The organism is Pseudomonas sp. GW822-FHT05A08 (assembly GCF_058800485.1).
The window spans coordinates 26,319-49,821 of sequence record NZ_CM179511.1; the positions used below are offsets into that span (position 1 = coordinate 26,319).

23 protein-coding genes are annotated in these 23,503 nt (G+C 61.0%); 13 read left to right on the forward strand and 10 right to left on the reverse strand.

The window, feature by feature from the left end; genetic code table 11:
• Positions 1–84: 84 nt before the first annotated feature.
• Positions 85–729, reverse strand: a complete 645-nt coding sequence (gene pyrE / locus AC3RCP_RS00130) for an orotate phosphoribosyltransferase (RefSeq protein ID WP_007921122.1) — start codon at positions 727–729, stop codon at positions 85–87.
• An 81-nt stretch (positions 730–810) separates the two neighbouring features.
• Between pyrE and crc the strand changes: the two genes are divergently transcribed.
• On the forward strand, positions 811–1,590 hold the full coding sequence (gene crc, locus AC3RCP_RS00135; RefSeq protein WP_003176915.1) for a catabolite repression control protein Crc: 780 nt from the start codon (positions 811–813) through the stop codon (positions 1,588–1,590).
• A 61-nt stretch (positions 1,591–1,651) separates the two neighbouring features.
• Here crc and AC3RCP_RS00140 read toward each other — a convergent pair whose 3' ends face one another.
• Together AC3RCP_RS00140 and rph are read right to left on the reverse strand one after the other, a co-directional pair.
• A complete protein-coding gene (locus tag AC3RCP_RS00140; protein ID WP_007921123.1) occupies positions 1,652–2,020 on the reverse strand; it encodes a DUF4870 domain-containing protein in 369 nt (122 codons plus the stop codon).
• A 31-nt stretch (positions 2,021–2,051) separates the two neighbouring features.
• Positions 2,052–2,774: a ribonuclease PH gene (rph, locus tag AC3RCP_RS00145; RefSeq protein WP_101336272.1), complete on the reverse strand. Its 723-nt coding sequence runs from the start codon at positions 2,772–2,774 to the stop codon at positions 2,052–2,054.
• Between the two features lie 270 nt (positions 2,775–3,044).
• Between rph and AC3RCP_RS00150 the strand changes: the two genes are divergently transcribed.
• The 6 genes from AC3RCP_RS00150 (at position 3,045) to AC3RCP_RS00175 (ending at position 8,348) form a co-directional block, all read left to right on the forward strand.
• Positions 3,045–3,908 carry a YicC/YloC family endoribonuclease gene (locus AC3RCP_RS00150; protein ID WP_492570573.1) on the forward strand — a complete coding sequence of 288 codons (864 nt, stop codon included), beginning with the start codon at positions 3,045–3,047 and terminating at the stop codon, positions 3,906–3,908.
• A gap of 12 nt (positions 3,909–3,920) precedes the next feature.
• The gene (gene gmk / locus AC3RCP_RS00155; RefSeq protein WP_007921126.1) at positions 3,921–4,541 is read left to right on the forward strand and encodes a guanylate kinase; all 621 of its coding nucleotides are present in this window, start codon (positions 3,921–3,923) and stop codon (positions 4,539–4,541) included.
• A gap of 167 nt (positions 4,542–4,708) precedes the next feature.
• Positions 4,709–4,972, forward strand: coding sequence for a DNA-directed RNA polymerase subunit omega (rpoZ, locus tag AC3RCP_RS00160; protein WP_007921129.1), 264 nt, complete (start codon positions 4,709–4,711; stop codon positions 4,970–4,972).
• 57 nt (positions 4,973–5,029) lie between these two features.
• Entirely contained in the window at positions 5,030–7,135 is a 2,106-nt protein-coding gene (gene spoT, locus AC3RCP_RS00165) for a bifunctional GTP diphosphokinase/guanosine-3',5'-bis pyrophosphate 3'-pyrophosphohydrolase (RefSeq protein WP_007921131.1), read from the forward strand.
• A gap of 36 nt (positions 7,136–7,171) precedes the next feature.
• A complete protein-coding gene (locus AC3RCP_RS00170; RefSeq protein WP_007921133.1) occupies positions 7,172–7,552 on the forward strand; it encodes a RidA family protein in 381 nt (126 codons plus the stop codon).
• Positions 7,553–7,607: 55 nt separating this feature from the next.
• The gene (locus AC3RCP_RS00175; protein ID WP_007921135.1) at positions 7,608–8,348 is read left to right on the forward strand and encodes a putative periplasmic lipoprotein; all 741 of its coding nucleotides are present in this window, start codon (positions 7,608–7,610) and stop codon (positions 8,346–8,348) included.
• Positions 8,349–8,382: 34 nt separating this feature from the next.
• Here AC3RCP_RS00175 and AC3RCP_RS00180 read toward each other — a convergent pair whose 3' ends face one another.
• On the reverse strand, positions 8,383–9,255 hold the full coding sequence (locus AC3RCP_RS00180) for an SDR family oxidoreductase (RefSeq protein ID WP_492570572.1): 873 nt from the start codon (positions 9,253–9,255) through the stop codon (positions 8,383–8,385).
• Positions 9,256–9,442: 187 nt separating this feature from the next.
• On the opposite strand from AC3RCP_RS00180, the gene exbB reads away from it, so the two are divergent.
• The 6 genes from exbB (at position 9,443) to AC3RCP_RS00210 (ending at position 16,261) form a co-directional block, all read left to right on the forward strand.
• The gene (gene exbB, locus AC3RCP_RS00185) at positions 9,443–10,429 is read left to right on the forward strand and encodes a tonB-system energizer ExbB (RefSeq protein WP_492570571.1); all 987 of its coding nucleotides are present in this window, start codon (positions 9,443–9,445) and stop codon (positions 10,427–10,429) included.
• A gap of 6 nt (positions 10,430–10,435) precedes the next feature.
• Positions 10,436–10,864: a TonB system transport protein ExbD gene (gene exbD, locus AC3RCP_RS00190; protein ID WP_007921142.1), complete on the forward strand. Its 429-nt coding sequence runs from the start codon at positions 10,436–10,438 to the stop codon at positions 10,862–10,864.
• Positions 10,861–11,607 (forward strand): energy transducer TonB family protein, encoded by a 747-nt coding sequence (locus tag AC3RCP_RS00195; protein ID WP_492570570.1) that lies wholly within the window; start codon positions 10,861–10,863, stop codon positions 11,605–11,607. Before exbD ends, AC3RCP_RS00195 begins: the two co-directional genes overlap by 4 nt.
• 169 nt (positions 11,608–11,776) lie before the next feature.
• On the forward strand, positions 11,777–12,697 hold the full coding sequence (locus tag AC3RCP_RS00200) for a hydrogen peroxide-inducible genes activator (protein ID WP_009046190.1): 921 nt from the start codon (positions 11,777–11,779) through the stop codon (positions 12,695–12,697).
• 9 nt (positions 12,698–12,706) lie between these two features.
• Positions 12,707–14,782 carry an ATP-dependent DNA helicase RecG gene (recG, locus tag AC3RCP_RS00205; protein ID WP_492570569.1) on the forward strand — a complete coding sequence of 692 codons (2,076 nt, stop codon included), beginning with the start codon at positions 12,707–12,709 and terminating at the stop codon, positions 14,780–14,782.
• Between the two features lie 78 nt (positions 14,783–14,860).
• Complete coding sequence (locus AC3RCP_RS00210) at positions 14,861–16,261, forward strand: aminoacyl-tRNA deacylase and HDOD domain-containing protein (RefSeq protein ID WP_492570568.1); 1,401 nt, start codon at positions 14,861–14,863, stop codon at positions 16,259–16,261.
• A 76-nt stretch (positions 16,262–16,337) separates the two neighbouring features.
• On the opposite strand, the gene AC3RCP_RS00215 is transcribed toward AC3RCP_RS00210, so the two are convergent.
• From AC3RCP_RS00215 to AC3RCP_RS00240, 6 genes are all read right to left on the reverse strand, one after another.
• Positions 16,338–16,721, reverse strand: coding sequence for a hypothetical protein (locus tag AC3RCP_RS00215; protein ID WP_025807007.1), 384 nt, complete (start codon positions 16,719–16,721; stop codon positions 16,338–16,340).
• A gap of 200 nt (positions 16,722–16,921) precedes the next feature.
• A complete protein-coding gene (locus AC3RCP_RS00220) occupies positions 16,922–17,131 on the reverse strand; it encodes a hypothetical protein (RefSeq protein ID WP_492570567.1) in 210 nt (69 codons plus the stop codon).
• Between the two features lie 103 nt (positions 17,132–17,234).
• A complete protein-coding gene (locus tag AC3RCP_RS00225) occupies positions 17,235–18,101 on the reverse strand; it encodes a tetratricopeptide repeat protein (RefSeq protein WP_492570686.1) in 867 nt (288 codons plus the stop codon).
• Positions 18,088–18,897 (reverse strand): tetratricopeptide repeat protein, encoded by an 810-nt coding sequence (locus AC3RCP_RS00230; protein ID WP_492570566.1) that lies wholly within the window; start codon positions 18,895–18,897, stop codon positions 18,088–18,090. The genes AC3RCP_RS00225 and AC3RCP_RS00230 overlap by 14 nt, the downstream gene beginning before the upstream one ends.
• A 43-nt stretch (positions 18,898–18,940) precedes the next feature.
• Positions 18,941–21,127, reverse strand: a complete 2,187-nt coding sequence (locus AC3RCP_RS00235; protein WP_492570565.1) for a phospholipase D-like domain-containing protein — start codon at positions 21,125–21,127, stop codon at positions 18,941–18,943.
• A gap of 12 nt (positions 21,128–21,139) precedes the next feature.
• Complete coding sequence (locus AC3RCP_RS00240) at positions 21,140–23,500, reverse strand: type VI secretion system Vgr family protein (RefSeq protein ID WP_492570564.1); 2,361 nt, start codon at positions 23,498–23,500, stop codon at positions 21,140–21,142.
• Positions 23,501–23,503: the final 3 nt, after the last annotated feature.

The window sequence follows — 23,503 nt, forward strand, 5'->3', positions numbered from 1 at the left end:
GCCTTCCGTAGGAGCGGAGCTTGCCCGCGATAGCGGTGTATCAGGTCAGACCGCTATCGCGGGCAAGCCTCGCTCCTACAATACTCAGACGCCGAATTGCGCGCGGTAGGCTTCCACCGCCGGCAGATGCTGCTTGAGCGCCGGATCGTCCGCCAGGAACTGCAGGACCTGGGTCAGGGAAACGATGCTCACCACCGGAATGCCGAAGTCGCGCTCGACTTCCTGGATCGCCGACAGCTCACCATTGCCACGCTCCTGGCGGTTCAGGGCGATCAGCACACCCGCGGCCTTGGCGCCCTCCTGGGATTCGATGATCTGCATCACTTCGCGGATCGCGGTGCCCGCGGTGATCACGTCGTCGATGATCAGCACGTCGCCAGTCAATGGCGCGCCGACCAGGCTGCCGCCTTCGCCGTGAGCCTTGGCTTCCTTGCGGTTGAAACACCATGGCAGATCGCGCTGATGATGCTCGGCCAGGGCCACGGCCGTCGCCGCCGCCAAAGGAATGCCTTTGTACGCAGGACCGAAAAGCACATCGAAAGAAATGCCGCTGTCGACGATCGCCGCGGCATAAAAACGCCCCAGCTGCGCCAGGGCCGAGCCGCTGTTGAACAGGCCGGCATTGAAGAAGTAAGGACTGGTACGCCCGGACTTCAGGGTGAACTCACCGAAGCGCAAAACCCCGCGATCGATGGCAAAACGAATGAAATCGCGCTGATACGCCTGCATGAAAAAGCCCCAAATACCACGGATTTAGCTAATTAGGTAGACCTCGGGTATCATACACGCACGTGATTTTTGGGGCCATTTATGCGGATCATCAGTGTGAACGTCAATGGTATTCAGGCTGCAGTGGAGCGAGGTTTGCTCAGTTGGCTGCAAGCACAGAATGCCGACGTCATCTGCCTGCAGGACACCCGCGCCTCCGCCTTTGAACTGGACGATCCAGCCTTCCAACTGGATGGCTACTTCCTTTATGCCTGCGATGCCGAAGTTCCCGCCCAAGGCGGTGTGGCTTTGTATTCGCGGTTGCAACCGAAGGCTGTCATCAGCGGTCTCGGCTTCGAGACGGCCGACCGCTACGGGCGCTACCTGCAAGCCGATTTCGACAAGGTCAGCATCGCGACCTTGCTGCTTCCTTCCGGGCAGAACGGCGATGAAGACTTGAACCAGAAGTTCAAGCTTATGGACGACTTCGCCCGCTACCTGGATAAACAGCGGCGCAAACGTCGCGAGTACATTTATTGTGGCTCGCTGTACGTGGCGCAACAGAAGCTGGATATCAAGAACTGGCGTGACAGCCAACAATCTCCGGGTTTCCTGGCGCCTGAGCGTGCCTGGATGGACGAGATTGTCGGCAACATGGGTTATGTCGACGCCCTGCGCGAAGTCAGCCGCGAAGGCGATCAATACAGCTGGTGGCCGGACAACGAACAGGCCGAGATGCTCAACCTGGGCTGGCGCTTCGACTATCAGCTGCTGACCCCAGGCCTGCGTCGCTTCGTGCGCAGTGCACGCCTGCCACGCCAGCCGCGCTTCTCGCAGCACGCGCCGCTGATCGTGGACTACGACTGGACGCTGACCATCTAAGCGCCTTTTCGCAGCCACAAAAAAGCCGACATCAGTGTCGGCTTTTTTGTGGGCGCTCGGCCTATTTGATCAATCGCCAGGTGAACGGGTAACGGTACGCCACCCCTTCATTGGCCTTGACCCCGGCGATGATGGTCAGCACCAGGGCGCCGATCGCCAGCAGACCGAAAAGCAGGAAACCCACCAGCACCACCATCAGCAGGAAGCAGACCAGCGAGGCCAGGGCCACGGTGATCTGAAAGTTCAGCGCTTCCTTGCCCTGGGCATCGATGAACGGATCGGTCTCGCGCTTCATCTGCCAGAGTACTAACGGACCGATCAGGGTGCCGAACGGAATCCAGATGCCCAGCAACGCCGACAGGTGACAGAACATCGCCCACTGACGCACCTCATGGCTCGGGACAGGTTGCGGAAGCTGGTCGTCGTTCATGCGGCTCTCCTTGCTGAAAGCTACCGGGCAATCAGTCAGCCAGGGCTGCCTGTTGCAATTCAAAGATCTCGCTCATGCCTTTCTTGGCCAGCGCCAGCATGGCGTTCAGTTCTTCCGGCTGGAACGGCGCGCCTTCGGCAGTGCCCTGGACTTCGATGAAACCGCCAGTACTGGTCATGACCACGTTGAGGTCAGTCTCGGCCGCCGAGTCTTCCAGATAATCCAGATCCAGCACCGGCTCGCCCTGGTACATGCCCACGGACACCGCTGCGATCATTTGCTTGATCGGGTCGCCGCCCTTCAGGCCGCCCCGCTTCTTGATCACTTTCAGCGCATCCACCAGGGCCACCATGGCACCGGTGATCGACGCGGTACGGGTACCGCCATCGGCCTGGATCACATCGCAGTCGACATACAGGGTGACGTCGCCCAGCTTGCTCATGTCCAGCGCAGCGCGCAGGGAACGGCCGATCAGACGCTGGATCTCCAGGGTGCGGCCGCCTTGCTTGCCGCGACTGGCTTCACGCTGGTTACGCTCGCCGGTGGCGCGCGGCAGCATGCCGTATTCGGCGGTCAACCAACCCTGGCCCTGGCCCTTGAGGAAGCGGGGCACGCCGTTCTCGACGCTGACCGTGCAGATCACTTTGGTATCACCGAACTCGACCAGTACAGATCCCTCGGCGTGTTTGGTGTAGTTGCGGGTGATGCGGATCGAGCGGAGCTGATCGGCAGCGCGACCACTTGGACGTTTCATAGGGAAATACCTGTACGGGGACGGAAAACTGCCGATCATTATAGAGCCCGCGGCCCTGCCTGGGCAGTTCTAAAAACCCCGGCCCGTCGGCGACGCCTCTGGAACGGCCCTCCGGTCGCCCCGCAGCGCTTTGTCACACCCGCAGTTTGGGAGCATCCACCGCACTGCGCTACAATCCTGCGCCTTCGCAGCCTGTCGGCTTCAATTCATTCATATCGGGCCCGTGCAACCCTCCGCGGTTGGCGGCGGACCTGTATCGGAGGTACCTCCATGGTGCACAGCATGACCGCCTTCGCCCGGGTAGAACGGGCCGGCACTCAGGGCACCCTGAGCTGGGAACTGCGCTCGGTCAACAGCCGTTACCTGGAACCGCACCTGCGCTTGCCGGAATCCTTTCGCGACCTGGAAGGCGCGGTCCGTGAGGCGCTGCGCCAGGGACTGTCGCGCGGCAAGCTCGAATGCACCTTGCGCTTCACCGAAGAAACCACCGGCAAACCATTGCAGGTCGACCGGGAGCGCGCCGCGCAACTGGTGGCGGCAGCCGAGTCCGTTGCCAGCCTGATCAAGCAGCCAGCGGCGCTGAACCCACTGGAAGTGCTGGCCTGGCCCGGCGTCCTGGTGGCCGATGCCAGCGACCCGCAGGCGCTGAACAACGAAGCCCTGAGCCTGTTCAACCAGGGGCTGAAAGAGTTGAAGAGCGGCCGCGAGCGCGAAGGCGCGGAGCTGGCCCGCCTGATCAACGAACGCCTGACCTCCATCGAGGAAGACGTCGTGACCCTGCGCGAACTGGTCCCGCAGATGCTCGCCACCCAGCGCCAGAAGGTTCTCGACCGCTTCGCCGACATGCAGGCCGAGCTGGACCCAACACGCCTGGAACAGGAAATGGTGCTGCTCGCCCAGAAGAGCGACGTCGCCGAAGAACTGGACCGCCTGAGCACCCACATCATCGAAGTGCGCCGCGTGCTCAACTCCGGCGGCGCCGCCGGCCGGCGCCTGGACTTCCTGATGCAGGAACTCAACCGCGAAGCCAACACACTGGGCTCCAAGGCCTTCGACCCGCGCAGCACCCAGGCTGCGGTCAACCTCAAGGTGTTGATCGAGCAGATGCGCGAACAAGTACAGAATATTGAGTAAGGCTACCCCGACATGAACCACAGCACCGGCACCCTCTACATCATTTCCGCCCCTTCGGGCGCGGGCAAGACCAGCCTGGTCAAGGCCCTGATCGACGCCGATCCGTCGATCCGCGTTTCCGTGTCCCACACCACCCGCGCCATGCGCCCGGGCGAAGTGGACGGCGTGAACTACCACTTCGTCTCGCGCGAAGCGTTCGTGAAGATGGGCGAGCACGGCGACTTCCTCGAGCGCGCCGAAGTCTTCGGCAATCTCTATGGCACCTCCCAAAGCCACTTGCAGCAGACCCTGGACGAAGGTCACGACCTGATCCTGGAAATCGACTGGCAAGGCGCCGAGCAGGTGCGCAAGTTGATGCCCCAGGCTCGTTCGATCTTCATCCTGCCGCCGTCCCAGCAGGCCTTGCGCCAGCGCCTGACCAACCGCGGCCAGGACAGCGACGAGATCATCGAAGGCCGGATGCGCGAAGCGGTCAGCGAGATGAGCCACTACGTCGACTACGACTACCTGATCATCAACGACGATTTCGCCCATGCGCTGGACGATCTGAAGGCGATTTTCCGCACCAACCAGCTGCATCAGAAGCGCCAGCAACAGCGTTTCGGCAAATTGCTCGCCGAATTGCTGGGCTGAATAGCACTTCCCAAACCCGCTGCAAGGGCTTTACATTGGCACTTGTAGCGGGTCGGAAAGCTTGGTTAAAAAATCAGCGCTTCCCTAATCGCTGGTGATTTTTTAAACTGTTGAGTCCGCTCGCCCATCCGGGCAGCGCGCATATTGCATTTGCTACGAGGAAGACCATGGCCCGCGTAACCGTTGAAGACTGTCTAGAACACGTGGATAACCGCTTTGAGCTGGTCATGCTCTCTACCAAGCGTGCCCGTCAACTGGCAACCGGCGGCAAAGAGCCGAAAGTAGCATGGGAAAACGACAAGCCTACCGTCGTCGCCCTGCGCGAAATCGCTGAAGGCCTGATCGACTACGCAGCTATCGCCGAAGCCGAAATCGTTGAAGATGAACCGCTTTTTGCTGCATTCGAGGACGAGTCCAACGAGGCCGTCTAAGCCTATGCCTGGTCGACGTAGCACGGCGCGGGATCACAGCTTACGGCAGGAGTCATCATGCCGAGCATAGACGCCCTCGCCGATCGCTTATCGACCTATCTCGGCACGGACCAGGTCAATCTGGTCCGCCGAGCGTACTTCTACGCCGAACAAGCCCATGACGGTCAGCGCCGTCGCAGCGGCGAGGCGTACGTCACGCACCCGTTAGCGGTCGCAAACATTCTCGCCGACATGCATATGGACCATCAGAGCCTGATGGCGGCCATGCTGCATGACGTGATCGAAGACACCGGTATCGCCAAAGAAGCGCTGCAAGCGCAGTTCGGTGAAACCGTGGCCGAACTGGTCGACGGGGTCAGCAAACTGACCCAGATGAATTTCGAGACCAAGGCCGAAGCCCAAGCGGAAAACTTCCAGAAGATGGCCATGGCCATGGCGCGTGACATTCGCGTGATCCTGGTCAAGCTGGCCGACCGCCTGCACAACATGCGCACCCTGGAAGTGCTGTCCGGCGAAAAACGCCGGCGGATCGCCAAGGAAACCCTGGAGATCTATGCACCCATCGCCAACCGCCTGGGCATGCACAGCATCCGCATCGAATTCGAAGACCTCGGTTTCAAGGCCATGCATCCGATGCGTTCCGCGCGGATCTACCAGGCGGTCAAGCGCGCCCGGGGCAACCGCAAGGAAATCGTCAACAAGATCGAAGAATCCCTGAGCCACTGCCTGGCCATCGACGGTATCCAGGGCGAGGTCAGCGGCCGCCAGAAGCACTTGTATGGCATCTATAAAAAGATGCGCGGCAAACGCCGGGCCTTCAACGAGATCATGGACGTCTACGCGTTCCGGATCATCGTCGACAAGGTCGACACCTGCTACCGCGTGCTCGGCGCCGTACACAACCTGTACAAGCCGCTGCCGGGTCGCTTCAAGGATTACATCGCGATCCCCAAGGCCAACGGCTACCAGTCGCTGCATACCACGCTGTTCGGCATGCACGGCGTGCCGATCGAGATCCAGATCCGCACCCGCGAAATGGAAGAGATGGCCAACAACGGCATCGCCGCCCACTGGCTGTACAAATCCAGCGGCGACGAGCAGCCAAAGGGCACTCATGCCCGGGCTCGGCAGTGGGTCAAGGGCGTGCTGGAGATGCAGCAACGCGCCGGCAACTCCCTGGAATTCATCGAAAGCGTGAAGATCGACCTGTTCCCGGACGAGGTCTACGTGTTCACGCCGAAAGGCCGGATCATGGAGCTGCCCAAAGGCTCCACGGCGGTGGACTTCGCCTATGCGGTACATACCGACGTCGGCAACAGCTGCATCGCCTGCCGAATCAATCGCCGCCTCGCGCCGCTGTCCGAACCGCTGCAAAGCGGCTCCACCGTGGAAATCGTCAGCGCCCCGGGCGCACGCCCCAACCCGGCCTGGCTCAACTTCGTGGTCACCGGCAAGGCTCGTACCCACATCCGCCACGCACTGAAACTGCAACGCCGCTCCGAGTCCATCAGCCTGGGCGAACGCCTGCTGAACAAGGTGCTCAACGGTTTTGACAGCGCCCTGGAAAAGATCCCCGCCGAACGCGTGCAAGCGATGCTCACCGAGTACCGCCTGGAGTTGATCGAAGACCTGCTGGAAGACATCGGCCTGGGCAATCGCATGGCTTATGTGGTCGCCCGCCGCCTGCTCGGCGAAGGCGAACAGCTGCCAAGCCCGGAAGGTCCGCTGGCCATTCGCGGCACCGAAGGCCTGGTCCTGAGCTACGCCAAGTGCTGCACGCCGATCCCGGGCGACCCTATTGTCGGCCACCTGTCCGCGGGCAAAGGGATGGTGGTGCACCTGGACAACTGTCGCAACATCAGCGAAATCCGCCACAACCCGGAAAAATGCATCCAGCTTTCGTGGGCCAAGGATGTCACCGGCGAATTCAACGTCGAGCTGCGCGTCGAGCTGGAGCACCAGCGCGGCCTGATCGCCCTGCTGGCCAGCAGCGTCAACGCGGCCGACGGCAATATCGAGAAAATCAGCATGGACGAACGGGATGGTCGCATCAGCGTGGTCCAACTGGTGGTCAGCGTGCACGACCGCGTACACCTGGCCCGCGTGATCAAGAAACTGCGCGCCCTGACCGGCGTCATTCGCATCACTCGCATGCGTGCATAGCTCGCTATATAGCCCGCCCATTACAAGGAGTCATTCATGACCAAGACCGTTATCACCAGCGACAAGGCACCCGCCGCGATCGGCACCTATTCCCAGGCGATCAAGGCAGGCAACACCGTCTACATGTCCGGCCAGATCCCGCTCGATCCAAAGACCATGGAACTGGTGGAAGGCTTCGAAGCCCAGACCGTCCAGGTATTCGAGAACCTCAAGTCCGTGGCCGAGGCCGCCGGTGGTTCGTTCAAGGACATCGTCAAACTGAACATCTTCCTCACCGACCTGAGCCACTTCGCCAAGGTCAACGAGATCATGGGCAAGTACTTCCAGCAGCCTTACCCTGCCCGTGCCGCCATCGGCGTTGCCGCCCTGCCAAAAGGCGCGCAGGTTGAAATGGATGCCATCCTGGTCATCGAGTAACACGTCCGGCGCGGCTACCCAGGCCGTGCCGTCTCCGTTCTGAAAGGATTTTCTCATGCGCAAAGCGCTAGCCCTCTCGTTGTGCGCCCTGTTCCTCGGTGGCTGCGCCAGCGATCCCGCCGACCGTGACATCAGTGGTACCTGGATCAACCAGGTCGCCATCGACGCCGCCGCCAAAGGCGGACCGCTGCGCGAAGCCCTGCAAGGCTACGGCCCGAACCTGGAATGGGACGTCAACACCAAGGCCAGCCAGGCGCGCTACACCAATGGCTTCGAAAACGTCGAAGGCAAGGTGCTGGCTGAAGAGTCCGGCGCCTGGAAAATCGATTTCTACGGCAGCTCCGCCAGCGAATTGAAACGCGACGGCAAACAGCTGCTGCAAGAAGCCAACGACAACGAGCCGGAGCAGGTCTTCGATCGTCCCAAGGACCCGGCCCCGGAAGGCGCGCCACTGGGCGCCAACTTCGAGCGCGCCCTGTACTCGGCTTACCTGGGCGGCGAATGGAAAATCGTCAACGGCCCGGGCGAAGGCGGCACCGTGCTGTTCCAGTCCAACGGCCAGGTCATGGGCCTGCCGGGCGCCGATCGCTACGCACTGTGCCTCGCCGGCGACTGCGCCTCGATGAGCGGCGGCTACGACAACCTGTGGCTGCAGCTCAACGGCCAGGGCAACCCGTGGATCTTTGCGCGCAACGGCAAGCAACTGGAGATCTTCCAGCCCATCAACGCCTCCCAGGCGAACGAGGTACCTTCCCTCACCCCGGGTACGCGCCAGTGGCTACTGGAAAAACAGTGATCCAGCAAAAAGGAGCCGAAAGGCTCCTTTTTCTTTATTCATGATGCGGCTCAGCCCTGCCCTCGATAATCTGCGCATACCCCTCGCGAAAACTCGGATAACGCGGCGCCCAGCCCAGGGCCCTGGCGCGGGCATTGCTGCAGCGCTTGCTGCCGGAACGCCGCACGCTCGAGCTGTCCGCCCACTCGGTCACGCCCAGGTACTCCCGCAGCCAGCCCACCACCTCGGCCAAAGGCACCGGTGCATCGTCGACCCCGATATAGCAATCCTCAAGCACCACGCCGCGCCGATCGGCCTGCAACAGGAAGGCCAGCAACCCCGCGGCATCGTCGGCATGAATGCGGTTGCCATACAGCGGTGGATCGATGGCGACGCGATAACCCTGACGCACCTGATTCAACAGCCATTCCCGCCCCGGGCCGTAAATCCCGGTCAACCGCACCAGGCTGGCTGGAATGCCACTCTGCAAGGCCACTTGCTCGGCCTCGAGCATCAGCCGCCCGGAATAGCCGTCGGCCTGGGCCGGCGAGGTCTCGTCGATCCACTCGCCATTTTTCTGCCCGTATACGCTGCTGCTGGAAACGAACAGCAAGCGTTTCGGCGACTGCCCGTTCTGCTTGAGCCAGCCCAGGACATGGGTCAGCCCCTCGACATAGGCCGCACGATAGCCCGCCTCGTCATGCTCGGTGGCGGCCGCGCTGTACACCAGGTAATCCAGCGGTGTGGTGGGCCAGGCTGGCGGACACTGCTCACTGAAAAGATCGCCCGCCACGCCGATCACCCCTTCCGGCAATTGCGAAACCGTGCGCCGCAGGCCGTAGACCTGCCAGTTTTCAGCCAGCAGTTGCTTCGCCAGACGGCTGCCGACATCACCGCAGCCAGCGATCAGAACAGAAGGGGCGGACATCAGAAAACTCCTATCAGAAAGGCACAGACTAGCGTCGGCAATGGACGAGCGGCTAGCAATCAAAGAAAAAAAGATACTCTATTACTTCTGTTAACAAGAATTAGTTGCAATAATGACGACCCATTTGTTCTCGGCCCTGCGAGGCCTAGAAGGACACTTACCCTTTTCCCTCTCAGGTCCGGCCAGCATGACACGCAATCAATTCTCCGCTTCGCCAACCCAACGCCCAAGCCCGCTGCGCGCCATGAGCGCGGCCGCAGCGTTGCTGTTCAGCCTGCTGCTGGCACCGACCGCGGCCTTCGCCGATGAGCAGGCCCCGGCAGGCACCGCGACACCTGCGGCAGCCCACGCGCCGGCCGAAGCCACGGCGCCGGTAGCCACTCCGGTCGCCGCAGCGCCGGCACCTGCCGAAGGCGAAACAGCCGTTGATGCACCTGAAGTCCTCGAAGCGGACAACTCCCTGGGCATGGCCCACGACCTGTCTCCCTGGGGCATGTACCAGAACGCCGACATCATCGTGAAGCTCGTGATGATCGGCCTGGCCATCGCCTCGATCATCACCTGGACCATCTGGATCGCCAAAGGCTTCGAGCTGATGGGCGCCAAGCGTCGTCTGCGCGGTGAAATCCTCAACCTGAAAAAGGCCACCACCCTCAAGGAAGCCAGCGTCACCGCCGCCAAAGAAGGCACCCTGGCCAACCTGCTGGTCCACGACGCGCTGGAAGAAATGCGCCTGTCGGCCAACAGCCGCGAGAAAGAAGGCATCAAGGAACGCGTCAGCTTCCGCCTCGAGCGCCTGGTAGCCGCCTGCGGCCGCAACATGAGCAGCGGCACCGGCGTGCTCGCCACCATCGGTTCCACCGCGCCCTTCGTCGGCCTGTTCGGTACCGTGTGGGGCATCATGAACAGCTTCATCGGCATCGCCAAAACCCAGACCACCAACCTCGCCGTCGTCGCCCCCGGCATCGCCGAAGCCCTGCTGGCAACCGCCCTGGGTCTGGTCGCGGCCATTCCGGCGGTGGTCATCTACAACGTCTTCGCCCGCTCCATCGCCGGCTACAAGGCCCAGGTTTCCGACGCTTCCGCGGAAGTCCTGCTGCTGGTCAGCCGTGATCTCGATCACCTGCCGACCGCCGAGCGCTCCGCGCAACCTCATGTGGCCAAAGTAGGGTAATCCGCCATGGGCCTGCATTTGAAAGAAGGCGCAGAAGACGATCTCGCCGAAAACCACGAAATCAACGTCACGCCGTTCATCGACGTGATGCTGGTGCTGCTGATCATCTTCATGGTCGCCGCGCCGCTGGCGACCGTGGACATCAAGGTCGATCTCCCGGCCTCGACGGCCAAACCGGCACCACGCCCCGAGAAACCGGTGTTTCTCAGCGTCAAGGCCGACCAACGCCTGTACCTCGGCGACGACGAAGTGAAGGCCGAAGCCCTCGGCGCCACCCTCGACGCCAAGACCCAGGGCAAGAAAGACACGACGATCTTCTTCCAGGCCGACAAAGGCGTGGATTACGGCGACCTGATGAGCGTGATGGATGCCCTGCGGGCCGCCGGATACCTGAAGGTCGGCCTGGTCGGACTTGAGACGGCTACCAAGAAATGATCACGACGCGCCAAAAACTGACGCGTTACAGTGGTAGCCTGGCCATCGTCCTGGGGGTCCATTCGGTCGCGATCCTGCTCGCGCTCAACTGGAGCTCCCCCATGCCGGTCGAGCTGCCACCGCAGGCGATGATGGTCGAGCTGGCGCCGCTTCCGGCACCGCCTCCTCCCGCGCCGCCCAAGGTCGTGACGCCACCGCAGCCGCCGGCTCCGGTCGAAGAGCTGCCGCTGCCCAAACTCGCGGAAGCGCCGAAACCGACGATTTCCGTGCCCAAGCCGGTCAAACCCAAGCCCAAGCCGCAACCGCCCAAGCCGGTGGAGAAAAAGCCGGAACCGCCGAAGGAAAAGCCGAGCGAAGAGAAGCCTAGCGACGCTCCACCGACGCCCACCGCGGCACCGTCCTCGGCACCTGCTCCGGGCCCGTCGCCGGCCCAGATCGCCGCCAAGGAAAGCTGGCAAGGCACGCTGCTGGCGCACCTGGCCAAGTACAAGAAGTACCCGCCGGGTGCCCAGGCGCGCGGCAAGGAAGGCCTGAACCGGCTGCGCTTCGTGGTCGACGCGCAAGGCAACGTGCTGTCCTATGAACTGGTAGGACGCTCGGGCAACGCCGATCTGGACCGGGCCACCCTGGAAATGATCCGCCGCGCCCAGCCGCTGCCCAAGCCGCCGGCGGACATGCTCAACAACGGCTCGATCGAGATCGTCGCGCCCTTCGTTTACTCTCTGGAGAAACGTCGCCGCTGAGCATGACGCCCAGGCAATCCCCAGCAAAAAGGCACCCAAAGGTGCCTTTTTGCTTTTCCAGGCATGACCGGCATGCATTGCCCGGTGTCACAGCGAGCATTGAGTCTGATAACGTGCGTCTATCGATTGCAGCCGGTATGCTTGGCCCGCAACCTCATGGACGTCCGCTATGACTCTTACTGAATTACGCTACATCGTTACCCTCGCCCAAGAGCAGCACTTCGGCCACGCGGCCGAGCGTTGCCATGTCAGCCAGCCGACCCTGTCGGTGGGCGTGAAGAAGCTTGAAGACGAACTCGGTGTGCTGATTTTCGAGCGCAGCAAGAGTGCGGTACGTCTGACGCCGGTCGGCGAAGGCATTGTCGCCCAGGCGCAAAAGGTCCTCGAACAGGCCCAGGGCATTCGCGAACTGGCCCAGGCCGGCAAGAACCAGCTGACCGCCCCGCTGAAGGTCGGCGCGATCTACACCGTCGGCCCGTACCTGTTCCCGCACCTGATCCCGCAACTGCACCGGGTCGCCCCGCAGATGCCGTTGTACATCGAAGAGAACTTCACCCACGTGCTGCGCGACAAGCTGCGCAACGGCGAACTGGACGCGATCATCATCGCCCTGCCGTTCAACGAAGCCGACGTGCTGACCCTGCCGCTGTACGACGAACCCTTCTACGTGCTGATGCCAAGTACCCACCCCTGGACCCAGAAAGAAAGCATCGACGCCAACCTGCTCAACGACAAGAGCCTGTTGCTGCTGGGCGAAGGCCACTGCTTCCGCGACCAGGTCCTGGAAGCCTGCCCGACCCTGACCAAGGGCAACGACGGCGCCAAGCACACCACGGTGGAATCCAGCTCCCTGGAAACCATCCGTCATATGGTCGCTTCCGGCCTTGGCGTCTCGATCCTGCCGCTCTCGGCGGTGGACAGCCATCACTACGCTCCGGGCGTGATCGAAGTGCGGCCGCTGACCGCGCCCGTGCCGTTCCGCACCGTGGCGATCGCCTGGCGCGCCAGCTTCCCGCGGCCGAAAGCCATCGAGATCCTCGCCGACTCGATCCGCCTGTGCTCGGTGGCCAAGCCGCCTGCCGCGAGCTAAGCCGTCGCGATGACTGAGCTGTCGAACGTGCCGGTCACGGCACTCAAGGGCGTCGGCGAAGCCATGGCCGAGAAGCTGGCCAAGGTCGGCCTGGAGAACCTGCAGGACGTGCTGTTCCACCTGCCCCTGCGTTATCAGGACCGCACCCGCGTGGTGCCGATCGGCGCGCTGCGTCCCGGGCAGGACGCGGTGATCGAAGGCACCGTCAGCGGCGCCGACGTGGTAATGGGCAAGCGCCGCAGCCTGCTGGTGCGCCTGCAGGACGGCACCGGCGGGCTCAGCCTGCGCTTCTACCATTTCAGCAACGCGCAGAAGGAAGGCCTCAAGCGCGGCACCCGCGTGCGCTGTTATGGCGAAGCCCGTCCCGGCGCCTCGGGGCTGGAAATCTACCACCCGGAATACCGTGCCATCGGTGGCGATGAACCGCCGCCCGTGGACCAGACCCTGACCCCCATCTACCCGCTCACCGAAGGCCTGACCCAGCAGCGCCTGCGCATGCTGTGCCAGCAGAGCCTGGCCCTGCTCGGCCCGCGCAGCCTGCCGGACTGGCTGCCGCAAGAGCTGGCGCGGGATTACCAGCTGGCGCCGCTGGACGATGCGATTCGTTACCTGCACCACCCGCCGGCCGATGCCGATGTCGACGAACTGGCCCTGGGTCACCATTGGGCCCAGCATCGCCTGGCGTTCGAAGAACTGCTGACCCATCAGCTGTCCCAGCAGCGCCTGCGCGAAAGCCTGCGCTCGCAACTCGCCCCGGCGCTGCCCAAGGCCACCCGACTGCCGGCGCTGTACCTGAAGAACCTCGGCTTTCCACCCACCGGCGCGCAGCAACGGGTCGGCAACGAGATCGCCTATGACCTCAGCCAGCCCGAGCCGATGCTGCGGCTGATCCAAGGCGACGTGGGGGCCGGCAAGACCGTGGTCGCCGCCCTCGCCGCCCTGCAGGCGCTGGAGGCTGGCTATCAGGTGGCGCTGATGGCACCGACCGAGATCCTCGCCGAGCAGCACTTCATCACCTTCAAGCGCTGGCTCGAACCGCTGGGGCTGGAAGTCGCCTGGCTGGCCGGCAAGCTCAAGGGCAAGAACCGCACAGCGGCCCTGGAACAGATCGCCGCCGGGGCACCGATGGTGGTCGGCACCCACGCGCTGTTCCAGGACGAAGTGCAGTTCAAGAACCTGGCGCTGGTGATCATCGACGAACAACACCGCTTCGGCGTGCAGCAGCGCCTGGCCCTGCGCCAGAAAGGCGTGGGCGGACGCTTGTGCCCGCACCAACTGATCATGACCGCCACGCCGATCCCACGGACCCTGGCGATGAGTGCCTACGCCGACCTGGACACCTCGATCCTCGACGAGCTGCCCCCTGGCCGTACGCCGGTAAACACCGTGCTGGTCACCGACTCGCGGCGGGTCGAAGTCATCGAGCGGGTGCGCGCCGCCTGCGCCGAAGGGCGCCAGGCCTATTGGGTGTGCACGCTGATCGAGGAATCCGAAGAGCTGACCTGCCAGGCCGCGCAAACCACTTACGAAGACCTGAGCAGCGCCCTGGGCGAACTGCGGGTCGGCCTGATCCACGGGCGCATGAAGCCGACGGAAAAGGCCGAGGTCATGGGCCGGTTCAAAGCCGGTGAATTGCAGCTGCTGGTGGCCACCACCGTGATCGAAGTCGGCGTCGATGTGCCCAACGCCAGCCTGATGATCATCGAGAACCCCGAGCGCCTGGGCCTGGCCCAACTGCACCAGTTGCGTGGTCGCGTTGGTCGCGGCAGCGCCGCCAGCCATTGCGTCATGCTCTACCATCCTCCCTTGTCGCAGATCGGCCGCCAGCGCCTGGGCATCATGCGCGAAACCAACGACGGTTTTGTCATCGCCGAAAAGGACCTGGAACTGCGCGGCCCCGGCGAGATGCTCGGCACCCGCCAGACCGGCCTGCTGCAATTCAAGGTCGCCGACCTGATGCGCGATGCCGACCTGCTGCCGGCCGTGCGCGATGCCGCCCAGGCCTTGCTCGAGCGCTGGCCGCACCACGTCAGCCCGCTGCTGGAGCGCTGGCTGCGCCACGGGCAGCAATACGGCCAAGTGTGAGCAGCGTCTCAGTTAAGGGGCGAATGCCCCGATCAAGCTGGTTATACTCCTGAAATTGTTTGAAAACGGATACAGACCATGACAGAAGTTGCCCTCGCCACCGCAGCCCCGCACGCTCCGTCTGTAATCCGGCTGCTGCTCGGCAAGCTGGACATCGGCTTCACGGAAGTCCTCGACCATCCTGGCCTGCCGGCCGCGCGCAAGGTACAAGCCGTCCTGCTGGACGACGCCGTCGGCGCGCTGATGGTGCTGTTCCCACAGAGCCAGTTGCTGGACCTCAACCGCCTCGCCGAACTGACCGGCCGCCGCCTGACTGCCGTCTCCACCGAACGCCTGGAGCGCATGCTCGGCAAACACAACCTGAGCCTGCTGCCCGGCCTGCCGGCGCTCACCAGCTCGCCCTGCCTGTATGAAGAAAGCCTGCTGCGCGAGCCGGCCCTGCTGATCAACTCCGGCGAGCCGGGCCTGCTGCTGGAAATCACCAGCGACGCCTTCAAGGGCATGCTGAGCAAGGCCAGCGCCGGCAATTTCGGCGAGGCCCTGAGCAGCATCCGCCCGAACCTCGACCGCCCGGACGACGACCGCGAGGAAATCACCCAGGCGATGCAGGCCTTCACCGCCCGGCGCATCCAGCAACGACTGGAAGCGACCATCGAAATTCCGCCGCTGGCCGAAACCGCGCAGAAGATCATCAAGCTGCGGGTCGACCCCAACGCCACCATCGACGACATCACCGGCGTGGTGGAAACCGACCCGGCCCTGGCCGCGCAAGTCGTCAGCTGGGCGGCTTCGCCCTACTACGCCTCGCCGGGCAAGATCCGCTCGGTGGAAGACGCCATCGTCCGCGTGCTGGGCTTCGACCTGGTGATCAACCTGGCGCTGGGCCTGGCCCTGGGCAAGACCCTGAGCCTGCCCAAGGACCACCCGCAACACAGCACGCCGTACTGGCAACAATCAATCTACACCGCCGCCGTCATCGAAGGCCTGACTCGCGCCATGCCGCGCGCCCAGCGCCCGGAAGCCGGCCTGACCTACCTCGCCGGCCTGCTGCACAACTTCGGCTACCTGCTGCTGGCCCACGTCTTCCCGCCGCACTTCTCGCTGATCTGCCGCCACCTGGAGGTCAACCCGCACCTGTGCCACAGCTACGTCGAACAGCACCTGCTGGGCATCAGCCGCGAACAGATCGGCGCCTGGCTGATGCGCTACTGGGACATGCCGGACGAGTTGTCCACCGCCCTGCGCTTCCAGCACGACCCGAGCTACGACGGCGCCTACGCCGAATACCCGAACCTGGTGTGCCTGGCCGTGCGCCTGCTGCGCAGCCGCGGCATCGGCTCCGGCCCTGTCGAAGACATCCCTGACGCCCTGCTCGAACGCCTCGGCCTGTCCCGCGACAAAGCCGAAGACGTGGTCAGCAAAGTCCTCGAAGCCGAAGTGCTGCTGCGCGAACTGGCCTCGCAGTTCAGCCAGCACTGACCCCCAGAAAAAAGCCCCGCTCCCGTAGGAGCGAGGCTTGCCCGCGATCATCTTCCGGCTGGTATACAGCCCGCCCTCAAGCCTTCGGCTTGGCCTTCTTCGGCTTCAGGTACTTGGTCAGCCCCTGGAACCAGATCACCAGCGCCGGGTTGCCCTTGATCTGGATCGACTTGTCCTGAATCCCGGTCATAAAGGCCAGTTGCTTGTTCTTCGCCTGCATCGTGGCAAAACCATAAGCCGCGTCTTTAAAGGCAATGGCGAACGCCGGCTCGGGATACACACCCGACTTACTGGTAATCCGCTGATCCTTCACCCGAAAATGCCGCGCCACCTTGCCATCCAGCGTCTGCAGCTGGAACACCAGTTCCTTGTCACCCAACTGCTGCTGGAACGCCGGATTGGTCCGACTGGCCTTGCCCATCAACAGCCCCAGCATCCACAGAAGAAAACGAAATTTCATGCGCAAAGCCCCAAAGGAAAAATGAACGGCTGGCGCAGTGTAGCGGCTTCGGAGGGGAACGCCACCGTTATGCAACGTTAAGGGAAGATGAGTGCGTTATTGTGGATTATGACTACCAAGTCACACTCATTTACCAGCAACCTTACAAATCGGGCGAGAAGCGGTCCGCTTATAGCCCTGTGAATCCTGAGACCTGATCCTCATCCACTCCTCGGCCAGACAATAGCCAGCACTCCAGACAACAGGCTCAAGGCGAGCAGCACTTTGGCAATCAGGAACGCAACGTCAACGGAGTCGGAGATCCTCCCACTGCCGCTTGCCCCGCCAGCAATGCTAGCCAACCCAAGTAACGCGCTGAGTATCGAGATCGCTAGCAGCAAGATCGCCAGTACCGTGAATATCTTATGCATTGTGCGGCTCCTTCATCGGGATGGCCCATAAGTCGCGCGTTGATACTTCGCATAGGCTCGTTGAAGCTATTTTTTCGGGATGTTTCTCGCTATTGGCTTTCTCTTAATAGTCGTCATCACGTCCGGTCGGCTTCCAGTTGATGTCTTTGTCGGCGTGATAGCCCTGAATAGGGTGGGGTGGAAGCGGGTAGTCTTTAGCTATTTTTGGAAAGCGGAGTTCTGGACTTTCAGAAAGCTGATCATATATATGGCTATAGTCAGCTGCGATCTTCATGTTTTTAGGGTAGCCAAGATCACCTTTTGTGAAAGTGTTCTCGAAAAACAATGCTCCTTTGATATCGCCAAGGGCTGCCGATCGCTGGTAGTAGTGCATGGCGACAGGAAAGTTCTTGTCTACTATTTTGTAATAGGCGGCTAGTTCGTAGTTTGCTTTTGCATCATCTTGGTGAGCGGCACAGCGCAAATAATCTACTCCAGGCTTGGTTTTCTTTATCTCATATATATATATATTTCCTAGCTTGGTCTGAGCAAGAGGGCTACCTAGATCTCCTGACCTAAGCAGGAACATCATGGCATCTTTGTCGGATTGAACTACGCCTATACCCCGCTGCGCCATCATACTCATATCGTAGTATCCCAGCGGCACTTCCAGTTTAACCATCTGCATATATAGGTCGATGGCCTTGTTGGTGTCTTTGTTTACCCCGTCACCACGCAAATACAGCTCTGCAAGATTGTGCATCGCTTTCCAATGGTTCTTTTCTACAGCCTGCTGATACAGGCTGACCACTTTGCTCCAGTCGGCCGGACGTTCTTTACTAAGCACCCGAGCTTGTTTAAACCATTGATCTGCTTGCTGGTCCAAGGGCGGAGCAGTGTCTTTTTCATGAACGCACTTGAAATCATATGCCATGGAAAAACCACTGCTGCCCAATAGCACAACAGCCAGCAGTGCTTTAATAGTCATCATCACGTCCGGTAGGTTTCCAATTAATGTCTTTGTCGGCGTGATAGCCCTGAATAGGGTGGGGTGGAAGTGGATGTTCTTTGGCTAAATCAGGAAAGCGAAGGTCGGGCTTTTTGTACAGCTGACTGGAAATATTACTGTACGCAAGTGCTATTTTTGCATCTTTTTTATAACCAAAGTCGCCATCCGAAAAAGTGCTTTCAATGACCAATGCTGCCTTCCGCATGCCCAACGCAGTAGCCCGCTGATAATAATACATTGCAACTGGATAGTTCTTATCAACATTACTGTTATAAGATGCAATTTTATAGCTAGCATCTGCATAATGTTGCCTATCAGCACATTTAAGAAGCTTCAACCCCAACTGATCATTATTTTTTTCATATATATATATGTACCCAATATGGGTTAAAGCCTGAGGATTACCTAAATTTGCGGCCTTAATTAAATACTGCATTGCACTCTTATCGGACTGAACAACTCCTACGCCTCGTTGTACCATCACACTCATATCGTAATAGCCCAACGGAACCTCAAGCTCGACCATTCGCATATAAAGATCGATAGCTTTATTTGTATTTTTCGGCACACCATCTCCACGCAAATATAATTCCGCCAAATTATGCATGGCTTTCCAGTGGTTTTTTTCTACAGCCTTTTGATACAAATCAGCAACCTTCGCCCAGTCCGGCAGCCGTTCTTTGCTAATAGTACGAGCCTGTTCAAAAAATTGATCTGCCTGTTTATCTAAAGGGGGTGCAACATCTGTTTCATGGACACACTTAAATTCGTCAGCCATGGCCTCTACTCCAGTCAAACAAAAAAATATGGCGAATATTGTATTAATCAACAGCTTTTGCATAAGGTGTCACCACATCCCAGAATCGAACTATTGTTCCAACCAACGGAAGTTTTTTCTTCTGTTTCTCCCAATTGTCCGTTATTACTCGATCCCATATTTCATAATCATCTGCAACATTCTCACTCAAGGTAGGCTTATTGCTTTTAACTGTTTTCCCCGAATGCATCCCCCACAACCGCTCCCGCCAGGTCCGGGTGGTTTGCGGGCTTGGCATTGCGATATTCAGTTCGGAGTCGGAGTTCAGGCTGCGTTCGTTGATGTTGGCGGAACCCAGGGTGAAGAAGAGGTCGTCCACCAGCAGCAGCTTGCTGTGTACATAGATGGACTTGTACTGCGCCATTCCTTGTTCCGGGCCGAGATGTTCGGTGATATCGCGTTCGGTCTGGCGCTGCTCGCGCGTCTTGGCAGTAGCGGTTTCGCCGCCGTCCTTGCAACTGACCAGAGTCGCGACAATGATTTTCAACCCCTTGGGCGGCAGCATCTCCGGCTCCAGTTCGCGAGCCGCGGCCTGGTTGTAGTGTTTGTTGGGGTCCATGGCCAGGAGTTCATCGGCGCGACTCGGATCGATACCCTGCTCATGCATTTGCGTCTGTACCTTGGCCAGCTCCTGATCGCGTGCCGGCGATTCGTCGCGGGCCTTCAGTTCGCGCTGGCGATAGGCAAGCTGGCGTTGATCGTAGAGCAGGTCGCGGTGGGCCAGGGGCATCAGTTCGCCCTGGCCAAGGGTGTCGAGCATCTCGTAGGTGGAACTGGAGAAATGCCCGCTCTCCGGGTTGTTGGTGACCACGAACAGGTGCAAGTCCTGTTGTTTGCCGGCAGCGACGTAGTCGGCGGCAACTTTCTTCAGGCGTTCGGCCAGCGGTTTGTAGCGGAAGTATTGGTTCTCGATATAGGCGTACTGATGCACATTGCCCAGGGCCTTTTCATATACCTCGAGAATGGTTTTTTCCGGGCCTTCTTCCGGTTGAGTCCGGCAAATCTGCGCGGGCTCTCCACCATCGAGGATCAGGCTCAGTGGTTTGACCGACGACCGCTCGTGATTCAGGGTCCCCTTGAAGACACGGCGTATCCAACTGCTGCTCTTGTCCCAGGCATTGCAGAAATTGTGATTGAGATCGAACAGCACCGGACCGCGTACAAATAGGGAAAGGTCCTGCCAGGGGCCGAAGCCCAGATCGCGCTTGCCGGCTGCATCGTCGTAGGCGTGGGCGGTGGTGTCCCAGTAGTTGCGCTGCAGATTGTGGCCCATCACAAGACCTTTCGCTTTTTGCGGGTCCATGTAGTCGACCACCAGGGTTTTCTGGTGATGGCTGGGAAATAGGCTCAGGGCCAGCATCTGCATGAAGGGCACATCGTGAGACTCGTCCTTGAGCAGTCGCCACAGGATGGCAAGACGTCCCCAATGCATGCGCAGGCCATTTTGATCGTCGTAGGTCAACTCTCCTACGAGTTTGAAGTCCCGCGTACGAAACTCGATATTGCGGGCTTCGCGGCTGTGTACCCAGCGATACCAATCTCGGGTCTCGACCTGTTCGTTCGGGGCTTGAACCGTCCCTCCCGAATCACGGCCCTTGGTGTAGCCGCTGTCCAGGGCATCCAGGCTTTGCTGGATGTCGATCAGACGGTCGCGCGTGGCTCGTCGGCCGGCCTCGTCGTTTGCCGGAAGTTTTTCCAGGCGTGCCTGCTCCTGCTGCTGTTTTTCCAGGAGCTTTTTCCGTTTTTCACCCAGGGCGCTGGTGTCAGCCGGCTTGCCCGCGGTCATTCCGGAACCCATCGATGTTCCGCCGGCGCCGCTCCAGCCCTCGCCGATCACCGAGTTTTCACCGAGCTGGGCCAGCCGGTTGTTCCAGATCAGTACCCGTACCTCGACACCACTTTCGGCCTTCTGCCTGAGCAGTTTTCCCAGACTGGGGCTGTCGGTCGAGGCCCGGTCGAGACGCAATCCCGGGTCGAAGCCCCAACTGATAAGGTCAATGCTTTTCGTAGCTGCCTGGATGCATTCATAGACCTTCTTGAAGGCTTCCTCGCCACACACCAGCGGCGTCACCACGTTGCCTGCCGGACGTGGCGGGCTTAGCGGATTGTTCTTGTGGGCGAACCAATCCGAAGTCAGGGTTGCGGCGCTTTCTTCAAGCGAGATCGACAGTTTCTGATCGAGGTATGTCATGGAGTGCTTCCTTTACTCTTCCTGCTCGCTTTGATCCGCCCACAATTGGCGGAACGCCTCACTGCTGCTCAACGCCTCCAGAGAGGCAGCCGCACCCGGGAAGTCGCGATATCCCTCACGCCCCAGGCGCTCACTGCGTTGGCGCGTCTGTTCGGTCGAGGTTTCGCTCATGTCCAGGTTGAAACGGTGTCCGTTCACCGTTTCCACCGAATAGTTGCGGGTACCGGGAATATGCTGGAAAAGCACATTGCCCTTCTCGTCGCTGAAGCCTTTGTCGATAAGTGCGCCATCGGCGTAGAGCTGATAGGGCTCATCCGGATACCCCGGCATGTTGGGCAACGGGGAAATACGAATGCACAGCTGACCCGGCACGGTTTCTTTCGCCGGGTTGGCCAATGCTTCCTCCATCAGGCTGCCAGCCTTGTCCGCATCGGCCGCCCCTGGCAGACCCGGTATCTTGATCCCAATCCCCGCCCCACTCCCCGGAGCTCCCCCCGCATTGATCTTCACCACCGCCCCCACCACCGTGACGCCGCCGGCATCGAGCTTGATAAAGCTCCCCCCGGCCTTGATCGTCAGTTCACTGCCGGCTTCGATCACCATCTTGGCGCCGGCCTTGAGGTGGATTTCCTGGCCGGCTTTGGTCAGTTGCGCGGTGCCGAGTTTGATGTGCTGGTTTTCGCCCACGGTCAGGTGGTCATCCACCTTGGTTTCGGTCTTGCGGTCGGCGTGGGTGATCCGGTGCTCTTCGGCCTTGAGTTCGGTGTAGGTGTTCTTTTCCACCGTGTCGTGGCGTTCATGGCCGATGCGGATTTTCTGGTCGTGCTCGATGTTTTCATCCCAGTCGCGCTGGGCGTGGATGAAGATCTGTTCGGCGCCTTTTTTGTCTTCGATGCGCAGTTCGTTGTAGCCGGCGCCGCCCGGTGAGCTCATGGACTTGAACACGGTGCGGGTCTTGTTCGCCGGCAACTTGTAGGGCACCGGGTGTTCCTTGTGGTACAGGCAGCCGGTGATCAGCGGCTGGTCGGGGTCGCCTTCGAGGAAGGTCACCAGCACTTCCATGCCGATCCGCGGAATAACGAGGGCGCCGTAGCGGTCGCCGGCCCAGCTGGAGGACACGCGCAGCCAGCAGCTGGTCTTGTCGTCGGCCTTGCCCTCGCGGTCCCAATGGAATTGCACCTTGACCCGGCCGTACTGGTCGCAGTGGATTTCTTCGCCCTTGGGCCCGGTGACCACCGCGGTCTGACTGCCCAGCACCCGCGGTTTCGGGTGGTTCAGGGCCGGACGGTAGAACACCTGCCACGGCGTGGCGAGGAAGCGGTTGCGGTAGCCTTGGTGGAAGTCGTCCTTGTTGTCGGTGGTGTCGCTGGTCACCGACTCTTCCAGCACCTGCGGCTGCTTGCCTTCATGAACGATATGGGTCAGCAGCCACAGGTCGTTCCACTCGCTGCGCGGGTGCTCGGACAGTTCCAGGAAGTGGCCGCTGACCAGTCGCGTCTGGTCGCCCCAGCCTTCGGCCTGCTGGTAGTCGGCACGGTGGCGTTCGAGGGCGCGCTGGCTGAGGAACTTGCCACGCGCGCGGTCGGTGAAACGGCCCGGGTAGTCGTAGTCTTCCAGGTCCGGTTCTTCACTGTCGGTCTCGGGTTTATAGGCCGCTTCCAGTTGCAGGCGCGGCTTCTCGAAGTCGTAATCGCGTCGAGTAGTACGGCGGGTGCGGGTTTCCAGGCGCAGGTTGAAACCCTTGATCACCGGCTCGTCGGCGACCATGCCACTGCCCTGGATATAGGCGGTGGGCTGGCCGAGCTTGGGGAACACGGTCTGGTCGTCGCCGAACACCAGCAGGTGGCCCTGCGGGCTGTGCTGGAAGTGGTAATGCAGGCCTTCCTCTTCGCACAGGCGCTGGATGAAGTGCAGGTCGGTCTCGTCGTACTGCACGCAGTAGTCGCGCTCCGGGCACGGCGTACCGAGCTGGAACCGGTAGGCGTTGCCCTGGATGCCGTGCTCTTCGAGGATCAGGGCGATGATCTTCGGTGCCGACAGCTGCTGATAGATGCGCTGATTGGTGCGGTGCTCGAGGTAGGCCAGCTGCGGCACCAGCGACACCTGGTAGCGGGTCAGGCGCTTGCCGGCATCACCCTGAGCCACACGGTAGATCTGGCCGTGGATGCCCGAACCCTGGGGATCGAAGGCCAGGAACGCCTGCTTGTGCAGCAGGGTTTCCAGGTCCAAGTCGGGGTTCTCGCTGACCAGCTCCAGATCGAAACGGAACGGCTGGCTGATGCCTTCGATCCCCTCGAAAGACAGCACCTGCAAGTCACCCTGGAAGTCGTCGACTGTCAGGCTGAAGTGGGTTTCATTGGAAGGATTGAACATAGC

Excerpts from the sequence above, each read along its gene's own strand:
- pyrE (WP_007921122.1), bottom strand. The coding sequence starts at position 729 with ATGCAGGCGTATCAGCGCGATTTCATTCGTTTTGCCATCGATCGCGGG.
- crc (WP_003176915.1), top strand. The coding sequence starts at position 811 with ATGCGGATCATCAGTGTGAACGTCAATGGTATTCAGGCTGCAGTGGAG.
- AC3RCP_RS00140 (WP_007921123.1), bottom strand. The coding sequence starts at position 2,020 with ATGAACGACGACCAGCTTCCGCAACCTGTCCCGAGCCATGAGGTGCGT.
- rph (WP_101336272.1), bottom strand. The coding sequence starts at position 2,774 with ATGAAACGTCCAAGTGGTCGCGCTGCCGATCAGCTCCGCTCGATCCGC.
- AC3RCP_RS00150 (WP_492570573.1), top strand. The coding sequence starts at position 3,045 with ATGGTGCACAGCATGACCGCCTTCGCCCGGGTAGAACGGGCCGGCACT.
- gmk (WP_007921126.1), top strand. The coding sequence starts at position 3,921 with ATGAACCACAGCACCGGCACCCTCTACATCATTTCCGCCCCTTCGGGC.
- rpoZ (WP_007921129.1), top strand. The coding sequence starts at position 4,709 with ATGGCCCGCGTAACCGTTGAAGACTGTCTAGAACACGTGGATAACCGC.
- spoT (WP_007921131.1), top strand. The coding sequence starts at position 5,030 with ATGCCGAGCATAGACGCCCTCGCCGATCGCTTATCGACCTATCTCGGC.
- AC3RCP_RS00170 (WP_007921133.1), top strand. The coding sequence starts at position 7,172 with ATGACCAAGACCGTTATCACCAGCGACAAGGCACCCGCCGCGATCGGC.
- AC3RCP_RS00175 (WP_007921135.1), top strand. The coding sequence starts at position 7,608 with ATGCGCAAAGCGCTAGCCCTCTCGTTGTGCGCCCTGTTCCTCGGTGGC.
- AC3RCP_RS00180 (WP_492570572.1), bottom strand. The coding sequence starts at position 9,255 with ATGTCCGCCCCTTCTGTTCTGATCGCTGGCTGCGGTGATGTCGGCAGC.
- exbB (WP_492570571.1), top strand. The coding sequence starts at position 9,443 with ATGACACGCAATCAATTCTCCGCTTCGCCAACCCAACGCCCAAGCCCG.
- exbD (WP_007921142.1), top strand. The coding sequence starts at position 10,436 with ATGGGCCTGCATTTGAAAGAAGGCGCAGAAGACGATCTCGCCGAAAAC.
- AC3RCP_RS00195 (WP_492570570.1), top strand. The coding sequence starts at position 10,861 with ATGATCACGACGCGCCAAAAACTGACGCGTTACAGTGGTAGCCTGGCC.
- AC3RCP_RS00200 (WP_009046190.1), top strand. The coding sequence starts at position 11,777 with ATGACTCTTACTGAATTACGCTACATCGTTACCCTCGCCCAAGAGCAG.
- recG (WP_492570569.1), top strand. The coding sequence starts at position 12,707 with ATGACTGAGCTGTCGAACGTGCCGGTCACGGCACTCAAGGGCGTCGGC.
- AC3RCP_RS00210 (WP_492570568.1), top strand. The coding sequence starts at position 14,861 with ATGACAGAAGTTGCCCTCGCCACCGCAGCCCCGCACGCTCCGTCTGTA.
- AC3RCP_RS00215 (WP_025807007.1), bottom strand. The coding sequence starts at position 16,721 with ATGAAATTTCGTTTTCTTCTGTGGATGCTGGGGCTGTTGATGGGCAAG.
- AC3RCP_RS00220 (WP_492570567.1), bottom strand. The coding sequence starts at position 17,131 with ATGCATAAGATATTCACGGTACTGGCGATCTTGCTGCTAGCGATCTCG.
- AC3RCP_RS00225 (WP_492570686.1), bottom strand. The coding sequence starts at position 18,101 with ATGATGACTATTAAAGCACTGCTGGCTGTTGTGCTATTGGGCAGCAGT.
- AC3RCP_RS00230 (WP_492570566.1), bottom strand. The coding sequence starts at position 18,897 with ATGGCTGACGAATTTAAGTGTGTCCATGAAACAGATGTTGCACCCCCT.
- AC3RCP_RS00235 (WP_492570565.1), bottom strand. The coding sequence starts at position 21,127 with ATGACATACCTCGATCAGAAACTGTCGATCTCGCTTGAAGAAAGCGCC.
- AC3RCP_RS00240 (WP_492570564.1), bottom strand. The coding sequence starts at position 23,500 with ATGTTCAATCCTTCCAATGAAACCCACTTCAGCCTGACAGTCGACGAC.